This window comes from Amycolatopsis ruanii (assembly GCF_003385175.1).
GTDB classification, from domain to species: domain Bacteria; phylum Actinomycetota; class Actinomycetes; order Mycobacteriales; family Pseudonocardiaceae; genus Amycolatopsis_E; species Amycolatopsis_E thermalba.
In genome coordinates, this window is record NZ_PQHY01000073.1 from 19,296 (window position 1) to 31,257 (window position 11,962).

12 protein-coding genes are annotated in these 11,962 nt (G+C 71.4%); 2 read left to right on the plus strand and 10 right to left on the minus strand.

The genetic code is table 11. The features are described 5' to 3' along the window. The 7 genes from D0D28_RS28720 to D0D28_RS28750 are packed head-to-tail and all read right to left on the minus strand — an operon-like array spanning position 1 to position 8,220. A complete protein-coding gene (locus D0D28_RS28720; RefSeq protein ID WP_116114006.1) occupies positions 1–2,037 on the minus strand; it encodes a bifunctional aldolase/short-chain dehydrogenase in 2,037 nt (678 codons plus the stop codon). Positions 2,038–2,043: 6 nt separating this feature from the next. Continuing rightward, positions 2,044–3,219, minus strand: a complete 1,176-nt coding sequence (rhaI, locus tag D0D28_RS28725) for an L-rhamnose isomerase (RefSeq protein ID WP_116114009.1) — start codon at positions 3,217–3,219, stop codon at positions 2,044–2,046. After that, positions 3,216–3,542, minus strand: a complete 327-nt coding sequence (locus tag D0D28_RS28730; protein WP_094004964.1) for an L-rhamnose mutarotase — start codon at positions 3,540–3,542, stop codon at positions 3,216–3,218. Before D0D28_RS28730 ends, rhaI begins: the two co-directional genes overlap by 4 nt. 56 nt (positions 3,543–3,598) lie before the next feature. Next, positions 3,599–4,666 (minus strand): rhamnose ABC transporter substrate-binding protein, encoded by a 1,068-nt coding sequence (gene rhaS / locus D0D28_RS28735; RefSeq protein WP_116114012.1) that lies wholly within the window; start codon positions 4,664–4,666, stop codon positions 3,599–3,601. A gap of 17 nt (positions 4,667–4,683) precedes the next feature. Beyond that, complete coding sequence (locus D0D28_RS28740) at positions 4,684–5,670, minus strand: ABC transporter permease (RefSeq protein WP_116114015.1); 987 nt, start codon at positions 5,668–5,670, stop codon at positions 4,684–4,686. Continuing rightward, the gene (locus tag D0D28_RS28745; RefSeq protein ID WP_116114017.1) at positions 5,663–6,706 is read right to left on the minus strand and encodes an ABC transporter permease; all 1,044 of its coding nucleotides are present in this window, start codon (positions 6,704–6,706) and stop codon (positions 5,663–5,665) included. The genes D0D28_RS28740 and D0D28_RS28745 overlap by 8 nt, the downstream gene beginning before the upstream one ends. Next, positions 6,703–8,220 (minus strand): sugar ABC transporter ATP-binding protein, encoded by a 1,518-nt coding sequence (locus D0D28_RS28750; protein WP_116114020.1) that lies wholly within the window; start codon positions 8,218–8,220, stop codon positions 6,703–6,705. Before D0D28_RS28750 ends, D0D28_RS28745 begins: the two co-directional genes overlap by 4 nt. 216 nt (positions 8,221–8,436) lie before the next feature. Here D0D28_RS28750 and D0D28_RS28755 point away from each other — a divergent pair, with 216 nt between their 5' ends. Continuing rightward, positions 8,437–9,435: a LacI family DNA-binding transcriptional regulator gene (locus D0D28_RS28755; protein ID WP_116114028.1), complete on the plus strand. Its 999-nt coding sequence runs from the start codon at positions 8,437–8,439 to the stop codon at positions 9,433–9,435. A gap of 40 nt (positions 9,436–9,475) precedes the next feature. Here the strand turns inward: D0D28_RS28755 and D0D28_RS36320 are convergent, their stop codons facing one another. Both D0D28_RS36320 and D0D28_RS28765 read right to left on the minus strand, forming a co-directional pair. Beyond that, entirely contained in the window at positions 9,476–9,919 is a 444-nt protein-coding gene (locus D0D28_RS36320) for a hypothetical protein (RefSeq protein ID WP_205413388.1), read from the minus strand. Between the two features lie 25 nt (positions 9,920–9,944). Then, a complete protein-coding gene (locus D0D28_RS28765) occupies positions 9,945–10,781 on the minus strand; it encodes an endonuclease/exonuclease/phosphatase family protein (protein ID WP_094004958.1) in 837 nt (278 codons plus the stop codon). 170 nt (positions 10,782–10,951) lie between these two features. On the opposite strand from D0D28_RS28765, the gene D0D28_RS28770 reads away from it, so the two are divergent. Continuing rightward, entirely contained in the window at positions 10,952–11,401 is a 450-nt protein-coding gene (locus D0D28_RS28770; protein ID WP_116114022.1) for a sigma factor-like helix-turn-helix DNA-binding protein, read from the plus strand. On the opposite strand, the gene D0D28_RS36325 is transcribed toward D0D28_RS28770, so the two are convergent. Next, positions 11,393–11,554 (minus strand): hypothetical protein, encoded by a 162-nt coding sequence (locus tag D0D28_RS36325; protein ID WP_167481552.1) that lies wholly within the window; start codon positions 11,552–11,554, stop codon positions 11,393–11,395. The genes D0D28_RS28770 and D0D28_RS36325 overlap by 9 nt on opposite strands. Positions 11,555–11,962 lie beyond the last annotated feature (408 nt).

The following is an 11,962-nucleotide window of genomic DNA, read 5'->3' on the forward strand; positions in this document are numbered from 1 at the left end:
TCAGCGGAGGAAAGCGGCCGCGACACCCGCGTCCACGGGCACGTGCAGGCCGGTCGTGTGCGTCAGGTCGCCGCCGGTGAGCGCGAACACCGCCGCGGCGACGTGCTCGGGCAGCACCTCGCGCTTGAGGATGGTGCGCTGGGCGTAGAACTTGCCCAGGTCCTCCTCCGGCACCCCGTAGACCGCGGCGCGCTGCGCGCCCCAGCCCCCGGCGAAGATGCCCGAACCCCGCACCACACCGTCGGGGTTGACGCCGTTGACGCGGATGCCGTGCTCGCCCAGTTCGGCGGCCAGCAGCCGGACCTGGTGCGCCTGGTCGGCCTTGGCCGCGCCGTAGGCGACGTTGTTCGGGCCGGCGAACACCGAGTTCTTCGACGAGATGTAGACGATGTCCCCGCCGAGGCCCTGCGCGATCATCGCCTTCGCCGCGGCCTGGGAGACCAGGAACGAGCCCTTCGCCATCACGTCGTGCTGCAGGTCCCAGTCCTTCTCGGTGGTCTCCAGCAGCGGCTTGGAGATCGACAGGCCGGCGTTGTTGACGACCAGGTCGATGCCGCCGAACGCCAGCACCGTCGCGTCCACCGCGGCTGCGACCGCCTCGGCATCGACGACGTTCGCGACCACGGAAACCGCCTTGTCGGTGTTGCCGATGCCGCGGGCGACCTCCTCGGCCGCGTCCGCGTTGAGGTCGGCGATCGCGACACAGGCGCCCTCGGCGGCCAGCCGCTCGGCGATGGCCCGGCCGATGCCCGAACCGGCGCCGGTCACCAGCGCGACGCGGCCCGCGAGGGGCTTCGGCTTGGGCATGCGCTGGAGCTTGGCCTCCTCCAGCGCCCAGTACTCGATGCGGAACTTCTCGCTCTCCGGAATCGGCGCGTAGCGGGAGACCGCCTCGGCGCCGCGCATCACGTTGATGGCGTTGACGTAGAACTCGCCGGCCACGCGCGCGGTCTGCTTGTCCTTGCCGAAGGAGAACATGCCGACACCCGGGACGAGCACGATCGCCGGGTCGGCGCCGCGCATCGCCGGGCTGTCCGGGGTGGCGTGCCGCTCGTAGTAGGCGCGGTAATCCGCGCGGTAGGCCTCGTGCAGTTCCTTCAGCCGCGCGACGACATCCTCCAGCGGTGCGGTCGCGGGCAGGTCGACCACGAGCGGGCGGACCTTGGTGCGCAGGAAGTGGTCCGGGCAGGACGTGCCGAGCGCGGCCAGCGGCTGCAGCTTCTCCCGGGACAGGAACTCCAGCACCACGTCGCTGTCGGTGTAGTGCCCGACCTGGCGCTGGTCGGTCGAGGCCAGCCCGCGGATCACCGGCGCGAGTGCGGCGGCCCTGGCATGCCGCTCCGCCTCCGGCAGCGGCTCGAACCCGGGCACGACCGCGCCGAACGGCTCGGCGCTGCCGCGCTCGGCGAGGAACTTCTCCGCGGTCCGGATGATCTCCAAGGAGTTCTTCTGGCACTCCTCGGACGTCTCGCCCCAGGCGGTGATGCCGTGCCCGCCCAGGATCACGCCGATCGCCTGCGGGTTGGCCTTCTTGACCGCGGCGATGTCCAGGCCCAGCTGGAACCCGGGGCGGCGCCAGTCGACCCACACCACGCGGTCGCCGAAGCACTCCTTGGTCAGCGCCGGGCCGACGGCGGCGGTGGCCAGCGCGATGCCCGAGTCCGGGTGCAGGTGGTCCACGTGGGTGGCCTCGACCAGGCCGTGCATCGCGGTGTCGATCGACGGCGCGGCGCCGCCGCGGCCGTGCAGGCAGTAGTCGAACGCGGCGACCATCTCGTCCTCGCGCTCGACCCCCGGGTACACGTCGACCAGGGCGCGCAGGCGGTCCAGCCGCAGCACGGCCAGCCCGGCCTCGGTCAGCGTGCCCAGGTCACCCCCGGAACCCTTGACCCACAACAGTTCCGTCGGCTGCCCGGTGACCGGGTCGGTCTCGTTGCCCTTGGCCGAGGTGTTGCCCCCGGCGTAGTTGGTGTTGCGCGGGTCGGCGCCCAGGGCGTTGCTGCGCTGGATGAGTTCGGCGGCGGGATTGTTCGTCATGGTGGTTCAGGCTCCCCAACCGGCCTGCCGGCCGTCGGCTCGTTCGGCGACGATCTTGTCCTGGTAACCGCTGCGGTGGTAGGCGGCGATCGGGTCCGGGTCCAGCCCGGACTCCTCGCGCAGCTCGGCCAGCAGCGGCCGCACGTCGGTGTTGTAGGCGTCCATCAGCACGGCGTTGGCGCCGAGCACGTCCCCGGCCTGCTGCGCGGCGAACAGGGCCGCCTTGTCGACCAGCAGGGCCTTCGCGGTGGCCTCCTGCACGTTGAGCACCGAGCGGATGATCGCCGGGATCTTCGCCTCGATGTTGTGGCACTGGTCGAGCATGAAGTTGATGCCGTAGGACGGGTCCAGCGCGTCGGCGCGCACGATCTCCCACATGATGCGGAAGAGCTGGAACGGGTCGGCGGCGCCGGCCATCAGGTCGTCGTCGGCGTAGAAGCGCGAGTTGAAGTCGAACGCGCCGAGCTTGCCCTGCCGCAGCAGGAACGCGACGATGAACTCGATGTTGGTGCCCGGCGCGTGGTGGCCGGTGTCGATGCACACCGTCGCTTTAGGACCGAGCTCGACGCAGTGCGCGTACGAGGTGCCCCAGTCCGGCACGTCGGTGGCGTAGAACGCGGGCTCGAACAGCTTGTACTCCAGCAGGATCCGCTGGTCGTCGCCGAGCCGGTCGTACGCCTCGCGCAGGGCAGCGGCCAGCCGGTCCTGGCGGGTGCGCAGATCGTCCTGGCCCGGGTAGTTGATGCCGTCGGAGAACCAGAACTTCAGGTCCTTGCTGCCCGTGGGGTCCATGATGTCGATCGCCTCGAGCAGGTGATCGGTGGCCTTGCGGCGGATCCGCGGGTCGGGGTTGGTGACCGAGCCGAGCTTGTAGTCCTCGTCCTGGAAGACGTTGGTGTTGATGGCGCCGATCTCGATCCCGAGGTCGCGCGCGTACTTGGCGAGAGCGCCGTAGTCGTCGACCCGGTCCCACGGGATGTGCAGGGCCACGCTCGGCGCGATGCCGGTCAGCTCGTGCACCTTCGCCGCGTCGGCGATCTTCTCCTCCGGCGTCCGCGGCACCCCGGGCTGCGGGAACACCTTGAACCGCGTGCCGGAGTTGGCATAGGCCCACGAAGGCGTTTCGATCCGCTGAGCCCGCAGGGCTTCTTTCACGGCGGTCAGGTCGGACAACGGGATCACTTTCCTTCCAGGTGGAAGACCTCGGTGAGCAACTGGAACCCCTCGTCGGGGCCGCGCCCTTCCAGGCCGGTGAAGAACTCGGCCATCTCGGCCTGCCAGCGGGCGTTGACCTCGGTGCGGGCCATCGCCGCCCGCGCGGTGTCCAGGTCGTCGGCCTCGACGTAGCCGATCAGCAGGCCGTCGTCGCGGAGGAACAGCGAATAGTTGCGCCATCCGGTGTCGGTCAGCGCCTGCCGCATCTCCGGCCACACCGCGCGGTGCCGCTGCGCGTACTCGGCCATCCGCTCGGGTTTCACCTGCAGGCAGAAGCAGTATCGGGCCACAGTTCGTCCTTGGTGGAGACCCGGCCGGGCCGCCGGTGCGGCCCGGCCGGGGAGCATCAGAAGTTGTACTGGTCGATGTTGCTCGCGTCGAACACCGTCGGCGGGCCGAGGACGATCTCGCCGTCCGCCCCGATGGTGTACTCACCGAGCTTGCCCGCCTTGAACGTCTGGCCCTGGGCACCGGTGATCTGGCCGGAGGCGAGCGCGACACCCGCGTAGGCGGCCAGGTAACCGATGTCGGCCGGGTTCCACAGCGCGAACTTCGTGACCGTGCCGTCCTTGACGTACTCGCGCATCTGGTTCGGCGTGCCCAGGCCGGTCACCGCGACCTTGCCCTTGTAGGCCGACGAGCTGATGTAGCGCGCGGCCGCGGCGATGCCGACGGTGGTCGGCGCGACGATGGCCTTCAGGTTCGGGTACGACTGCAGCAGGCCCTGGGCCTCCTGGAACGACTTCTGGTCGTCGTCGTTGCCGTAGGCGACCTTCACCAGCTTCAGGTTCGCGTACTCGGGCTTGGCCAGCTGCTGCTTGAACACCTCGATCCAGGCGTTCTGGTTGGTGGCGTTCGGGGTCGCGGACAGGATGGCGATCTCACCCGAGCCGCCGGCCAGCTCGCTCGCCATCTTCGCCAGCTGCTCGCCGATGCCCTGCGTGGTGGCCTGGTTGATGAACACGTCGCGGCAGTCCTTGGCCGCGTCGGAGTCGAACGCCACGACCTTGATGCCGGAGCTGCGGGCCTGGTTCAGCGACGGGCACACCGCGTTCGGGTCGTTCGCGGCGATGCCGATCACGTCCTGCTGCTGCTGGATCAGCGTGTTGATGTAGCTGACCTGCGAGGAGGCGCTGGCGTCGTTCGGGCCGACCAGCTTGTACTCGCCCTTCAGCTCGTCCAGGGCGGTCTTGCCGCCGCCGACCTCGATGTCCGAGTACGGGTTGTTGAGCTGCTTGGGCAGGAAGGCCATCTTCACGCCCTCCTTGGTGGGGGCGTTCGGGTCGGCCTGCGCGGTCGGCTGGGCGCCACCGGCACCGGCGGAGCTGCTGTCGTTCTTCGTCGTGCCACCGCACGCGGCCACCGTCAGCACGAGGGCTGCCGACACCGCACCGGCGAGGAGTCGTCTCTTCATGGGGCGTTTTCGCCTTTCTATGTGGTCGCCCGGCGCCGCAGCGCAGCCCGGAAGCGGATGACGATGTTGGGCAGGAGCACCGAGATGATCAGCAGCACCCCGGTGACGATGTTGAGCGCCTCGTTCGACACGTCCTGCAGCCGCAGCGCGTTCTGCAGCGTGGCCAGCAGGACCACCCCGGCGAGCACCCCCGGCAGGGTGCCCTTGCCACCGAAGATCGAGACACCGCCGAGCAGGACCGCCGCCACGACGGCCAGTTCCATGCCCAGGCCGTTGTCGGCGCGGGCACTGGAGTACCGCAGCGTCCACAGCACCCCGGCCAGGCCGGCGACCAAGCCGCTGACCACGTAGAGCCAGAACTTCAGCCGTCCCACGCGGATGCCGGCGAAGCGCGCCGCCTGCTCACCGGCACCGGCGGCGAACACCGACCGGCCGACCGGGGTCGCGTGCAGCACCAGGCCGAACACCACGGCCAGCACCACGAGCGGGATCAGCATGTTCGGCACCGGGCCGCCGCCGATCGTCCCGGTCACCCACGAGGTGTAGGCGCGCGGGAAGTCCGCCACCGCCCCGTCGCCGAGCACCACGAACGCCAGGCCGCGGTAGAGCGCCAGCGTGCCGATGGTGACCGCCAGCGACGGCAGCTTCAGCACGGTCACGAAGAACCCGTTGAGCGCGCCCAGCACCGCGCCGAGCACCAGGCACAGCGGGATGATCGTCTCGATGGGCAGGCCGCGGTTCCACAGGTCGCCCATCACGGCCGAGGTGAGGCCGAGCGTGCTCGCCACCGACAGGTCGATCTCGCCGGTCACGATCACCAGCGTCATCGGCAGCGCGATCAGCGCGATCGGCAGCAGGTCCAGCAGCAGGAAGGTGAAGTTGCGGCTGCTGCCGAAGTTCTCCACCGCCCCGGAGGCGATGAGCAGCACCAGCACCGTGATCACGATGACGGCGGCGTCCCAGCTCGCCAGGCGGGACAGCCAGGCCGGCCGCTTGTCAGACATGGGAATCCCTCTTCTTCAGTGACTTGGCGACCCGGACGGCGATCAGCCGGTCGGCGCCGATCGCGAGCAGGATCAGCGCGCCGACGATGGCCTGCTGCCAGAACTGGTTGATGTCGAGGACGGCGAGTGAGCTGCCGATGACGGTGAGCAGCAAGGCGCCCAGGCCCGCGCCCCACACGGTGCCGCTGCCGCCGAACACCGCGACCCCGCCGACCACCGCGGCGGCGACCACGTTCAGCTCGTAACCGTTGCCCGCGGCCGCATCGATCGTGCCGAACCGTGCGGCGAACAGCACCCCGGCCACTCCCGCGAGCGCGCCGCTCACCAGGAACGCGGCGATCGTGTTGCGGCCGACCTTGATCCCGGCCAGCTCGGCGGCCTGCGGGCTGGACCCCATCGCGTACAGCTCGCGGCCGGCGCGGTAGTTGCGCAGCACGACCCCGGCGACGACCAGCACGATCACCGCGATCAGCACCAGCCACGGGATGCCCAGGATCGAGGAGTTGCCGAACCGCAGGAAGTGGCCGGGCAGCTCGTCGGCGTTGATCTGCTCGCCACCGGCCCAGAAGTAGGCCGCGCCGCGGAAGGCGTAGAGCGTGCCGAGGGTGACCACCAGCGCGGGCACCTGGCCGAACCGGACCAGCACCCCGTTGACCAGGCCGCACGCCGCGCCGACGGCGAGACCGGCGACCAGCGCGACGATCACCGGCATGCCCTGGTTGTCCTGCAGCAGCGAGCCGACCGCGAACGCGGACAGGCCGAGCACCGAGCCCACCGACAGGTCGATGTTGCGGGTGATCATCACCGTCGCCTGGCCGACCGCGAGGACGGCCAGGATCGCGGTGCCGAGCAGGATGTCGCGGATGCTCTGCGCGGACAGGAAGCGCGCGTTCTGCGTCGCCGTGAACGCGACCAGCGCGACCAGCGCGAGGACGATCCCGGCTTCGCGTGCCCGGAACAGGCCGCCGAGGGAGAACCTGCGGGCTGCGGGCGCCGGCCCGCTCATCTTGGGAGACATCACCTTCGTCGCGTTCACGCCGCCGCTCCCTGACCCATCGCCGCGAACATCACCGAGTCCTCACTCGCGTCGTCGCGGCCGATCTCCGCGACGATCCGGCCCTCACGCATCACCAGCACGCGGTCGGCCATGCCGAGCACCTCGGGCAGCTCGGAGGACACCATGATCACGGCGACGCCCTCCGCGGCCAGGGACGACATCAGCCGGTGCACCTCGGCCTTCGTGCCGACGTCGATGCCGCGCGTGGGCTCGTCGACGATCAGGACGCTCGGCGCCATCGACAGCCACTTGGCCAGCACGACCTTCTGCTGGTTGCCGCCGGACAACGTGCCCACGGCGTCGCCGAGGCGGCCGTACTTGGTCTGGAGGCGCCCGGTCCAGCGCAGCGCCTCCTTGCGCTCGCTGCCGCCGAACAGGAAACCCAGCTTCGCCAGCGCGCCCGAGCGCGGCAGGGTCACGTTCCGCTCGATGGACAGGTCCATGACCAGGCCCTGCTGACGCCGGTCCTCCGGCACCAGGGCCATGCCCGCGGCCATTGCGGCGCGCGGCGAGCCCGGCTTGAGCTTCTTCCCGCGCAGCTTCACGGTTCCCGCATCGCGGTCGTCCACTCCGAACACGGCCTGGACCACTTCGGACCGTCCACTGCCGACCAGGCCGGCGAATGCGACGATCTCGCCGGCCCGGACCTGGAACGAGACGTCGCGGAACACGCCTTCCCGGGTGAGACCGTCCACTTCGAGCACGACCTCGCCCGGGGTGACGTCCTGCCTGGGGAACAACGCGTCCAGCTCGCGGCCGACCATGCGGCGGACCATCTCGTCCACGGTCAGGCCGGCCATCGGATCGGTGGAGACGTGCTTGCCGTCGCGCATGATCGTCACGCGCTGGCACAGCTCGGTGATCTCCTCGAAGCGGTGCGAGATGAACATGATCGCCGCGCCCTCGTCGCGCAGGTTGCGCGCCACCGAGAACAGGCGCTCGACCTCGACCAGCGACAGCGCCGCGGTCGGCTCGTCCATGATCAGCACGCGCGCGTCGGCCGAGAGGGCCTTGGCGATCTCGACGATCTGCTGGTCGGCGATCGACAGGCCACGCGCCGGGCGGCCCGGGTCGATCCGCACGCCCAGGCGGGCGAACAGCTTCTCCGCCTCGGCCCGGATGGCGCCGCGGTCGATCATGCCCAGCCGCTTGCGCGGGTGGCGGCCCATCACGATGTTCTCCTCGACCGTGAGGTCGGGGAACAGCGTGGGTTCCTGGTAGATCACCGCGATGCCGGCGGCCTTGGCGTCGGCCGGCGAGGAGAACTCGACGGGCTGCCCGTCGACCAGCAGCGTTCCGGTGTCCGGGCGGTGGACCCCGGCGAGCATCTTGACGATGGTCGACTTGCCCGCGCCGTTCTCGCCCACCAGTGCGTGGGCCTCGCCGGAGTGGAGGGGGAACGACACCCCCTGCACGGCGGCCACCGCGCCGAACGACTTCGTGACGCCGCGGACCTCCAGCAAGGGCACAGCGCCCGGGTCCTGCCGCACCATCGCGACCTCCGAAATGAAAGGTTTCACAAACCTGGCGCGCTGACGCTACTATGCGCTGGATCACGAAGTCAACGACAAGTTTCCAGCCCAGTTCAGCGAGGTTTTTTCGGTCGCGATCCGATAACATCGGCGCTTGTTACACGTTTCAACCGGAGGAGTCACGTGACGCGCACGACCACGGAGGGGGCCGCCGCGGGAGAGCCCCGGGCGGCGGGGATCAAGGACGTCGCGGCGGCGGCGGGCGTGTCACTGGGGACCGTGTCCAACGTGCTGAACCGGCCCGATCGCGTCAGCCCGCGCACGCGCGCGAAGGTCGAGGCGGCGATGGCCGAGCTGAAGTTCGTGCGCAACGAGACGGCGCGGCAGCTGCGGGCGGGCCGCAGCCGGATCCTGGCCTACGTGATGCTCGACGGGAGCAACCCGTTCTTCACCGACGTGGCCGAGGGCGTGGAGGACGCGGCGGACGAGGCCGGCCTGTCGTTGTTCCTGTGCAACAGCGCGAACCGGGCCGAGCGCGAGCGCGACTACCTGAGCCGGCTGGAACAGCAGCGGGTGCAGGGAATCCTGATCACGCCGGTCGATCCGGGCTCACCGGTGCTGGCCGAGACGGCGGCGCACGGGATCCCGCTGGTGATCGTCGACCGCACCGGGCAGCCGGGCGACCACTGCTCGGTGGCGGTGGACGACGTGCTGGGCGGGCGGCTCGCGGTGCAGCACCTGCTGGAGCTGGGACATCGGCGGGTGGCGTTCATCGGCGGCCCCGACACGCTCGGGCAGGTGCGCGACCGGCGCGAGGGCGCGTTGCGGGCGCTGGCGGAGGCCGGGCTGGGGCCGGAGAACCTGGTCGACCTGACGACGTCGGCGCTGACCGTGGCCGAGGGCCGGACGGCGGGGCAGCGCCTGGCCGGGCTGCCGTCGTCACTGCGCCCGACGGCGGCGTTCTGCGCGAACGACCTGCTGGCACTCGGGTTGCTCCAGACGTGCGTCAGCCTGCGCCTGCGGGTGCCCGACGACCTGGCGATGGTGGGCTACGACGACATCGACTTCGCCGCGGCCGCCGCGGTGCCCCTCACCTCGGTGCGGCAGCCACGGCGCCGGCTCGGCCGGACGGCGGCGGAGCTGCTGCTGCGGGAGACGGATCCCGGGCACGAGCACCAGCAGGTCGTGTTCACGCCCGAGCTGGTGGTGCGAGCCTCCACCCGCCACGGGGCCTGACTCCGGGGCGGAGCGCGGGTGGCTGTCCGCCCGCCCCGGCCTAGGCGCCGCCGCGTGGACCCCGCTTCTGCGTGCCTGCCCGCGCCTTCGCGGGCTTCGCCTCGGTGGGGTTGGCCTCGGCGGGCTTGACCTCGGTGGGGTTGGCCTCGGCGGGCTTGACCTCGGTGGGCTTGGCCTCGGCGGGGTCGGCCTCGGCCTGCCGGGGCGCCGCGCCCTTGCCGCGCCCGGCGATCGCGGTGCCGACGCCGATCGCGACGGCCACCGGCCACTCGATCAGCTCGACCGCGGCGAGCAGGCCCAGACCTCCCCAGTAGGCGAGCTGGCGCGGCGGTGGCAGGAAGGACCGTGCGGTGTGCAGCGCGGCGGTGACCTCGCCGCGGCCGGGCACGTGCGGCGCCCGGAACTCGGCTCGCACGAACGGCAGGTTCACCGTGGCGGTGCGCGTTTTCGACTCGCTCGGCTGCTCCGGCGGACTGCTGGTCATGGCTCTCCCTCCCGCCCGGCTCATGCTACGACCGAACGGAGATCGACTGAACCCTTTCCAGCCGCGTTACCACCGGACGGTGGTCGGAGGCCGTCGTGGCGACCGTCCAGGCGGAACGGACCGCGAAGTGCCGGGACGCGGTCACGAAGTCGATGCGCTTCACCGGTTCCGCGGCCGGGTAGGTGCCCGCGCGCGGGTCCGCGTCGGCCAGGCTGGTCCACAGTGGAGCGAGTTCGGGGGCGGTGGGTTCGGCGTTGAGGTCGCCGGTGAGGATCTCCGGTCCGGGCAGCCGGTCGAGGACGGCGAGCATGTCGGCGACCTGCGCCTGCCGCACGGCGGGATCGGCGCGGTAGTCCAGGTGGGTGGCGTAGACGCGGACCGGCCCGCCGTGCGCTGCCACGGTCACTTCGGCGAAACCTGGCGCCGGGGCGGGGGCCGCGTCCGGGGTGAGCGTCGACAACCGGGTGATCTCGAGGTTTCGCGCGGCGAGGATCGGGTAGCGGCTCAGCACGGCGACGCCGTACTGGCGGCGTGGCGCACCGGGCGCGGGCGGGTCGAGGTCGTAGATCGGCGCGAAGAACACGTGCATTCCCAGGGCGCGCGCGAGTTCGGTGGCCTCGTCGCGGTACTGGCTGCGCGCGTCCCAGTGGACGTCGACCTCCTGCAGCCCGACGACGTCCGCGCGCAGGTCCCGGATGGCGGCGGCGGTGCGGGCGAGGTCGAAGACGCCGTCCTGCCCGGCGCCGGCGTGGATGTTGTAGCTGGCGACGGTGAGCCCCGGCCGGTGCGCCGCGGCCGCCGGAGCCGCGCCGAGAGCCAGAACCGCCGCGAGAACCACCACTGCGAGCCGCACGATGATCACCCTAGCGGCGAAGGCAACCCGCCGGGCGGTTCGTGCGCACACCACCTGCCGCCGAGCGGAACCTCCTCCGACTTGCACCACGCCGGCCCGTTGCGCGGCCGGCCGGGGCCACCATGAAGGCAACCCGCCGGGCGGCTCGTGCGTACTACCTGTCGAGGAGGGGGAGCGCGATGGCGGCGCGGCACGCGGTGAGCACGGGGCTTCCCGGCGCGGACCTCGTCGCGTCCGCGGCCGGTGGCGATCCGGGGGCGATCCGGGAGCTGGTCGCCGCGGTGACGCCCGTCGTGGTGCGGTACTGCCGGGCGCGGCTGCGGCACGGCGCGGACGAGGTCGCGCACGAGGCGTGCCTGGCGATCCTGCACGCGCTGCCCGGCTGGGCCGGCCCGTTCCCCGCGCTCGTGTACGAGCTGACGGCCCAGACGGTGGCCGGCGCCCGCGCCCCCGAGGCCGACTCACCGGTGCTGGCGCTGCCCGGCGTGGAGCGGGAGATCATGCTGCTGCGCGTGGCGGCCGGCCTGTCGGCGGAGGAGACCGCCTCGGCGCTGGGGTTGTCGGCGAACCAGGTGCGCCTCGTGCAGCACCGCGCGCTGAACCGCCTGCGGGGGATCTCCTCAGGGTGAGGGCGTGCTGGACCGCATGCCGGCCAGCAGGCCGAGTCCCGCCATCACGCCGGCCAGGAAGTACCACGCGTCGCCCAGGGCGGCGGACGCGATGATCGCCAGGATGAGGACGCCGCCGGCCGCGGCCCATCCCGACACGTTCGGCTCCGCCATGACGTCCACGATCCTCCTCGGCGGCGCCACCCGCACCACGAGGACGCGGAATCACCCTCGAAGTGCAACCTCGCGGGTGAGTCGCGAGCGCCGCACCTCCACGGAGCACCCCGCCGGGCCCCGGCCGCAGAACTCGCAGCCCCAACCGCAGAACTCGCGACTCCGAGTGCAGAACTCACAGCACCGAGTGCAGAACTCGCGGCAATGAACGTGGAACTCGCGACAGCACGCGAGTCCCACGCTCGCGGTCGCGAGTTCTGCTCTACCGGTGCCGGAGTCAGCCGGCCATCGCGAGCATCCGGATGACCTCGTCGGTCTGCGAGGCGATCACGTCGGTCGCCATCTCCTCCACGAACACGTCCGCCACGCCGCCCAGCACCACGGTCGCCACCGTGATCGCGCCCTCGT

Excerpts from the sequence above, each read along its gene's own strand:
- D0D28_RS28720 (WP_116114006.1), bottom strand. The coding sequence starts at position 2,037 with ATGACGAACAATCCCGCCGCCGAACTCATCCAGCGCAGCAACGCCCTG.
- rhaS (WP_116114012.1), bottom strand. The coding sequence starts at position 4,666 with ATGAAGAGACGACTCCTCGCCGGTGCGGTGTCGGCAGCCCTCGTGCTG.
- D0D28_RS28740 (WP_116114015.1), bottom strand. The coding sequence starts at position 5,670 with ATGTCTGACAAGCGGCCGGCCTGGCTGTCCCGCCTGGCGAGCTGGGAC.
- D0D28_RS28750 (WP_116114020.1), bottom strand. The coding sequence starts at position 8,220 with ATGGTGCGGCAGGACCCGGGCGCTGTGCCCTTGCTGGAGGTCCGCGGC.
- D0D28_RS36320 (WP_205413388.1), bottom strand. The coding sequence starts at position 9,919 with ATGACCAGCAGTCCGCCGGAGCAGCCGAGCGAGTCGAAAACGCGCACC.
- D0D28_RS28770 (WP_116114022.1), top strand. The coding sequence starts at position 10,952 with ATGGCGGCGCGGCACGCGGTGAGCACGGGGCTTCCCGGCGCGGACCTC.
- D0D28_RS36325 (WP_167481552.1), bottom strand. The coding sequence starts at position 11,554 with ATGGCGGAGCCGAACGTGTCGGGATGGGCCGCGGCCGGCGGCGTCCTC.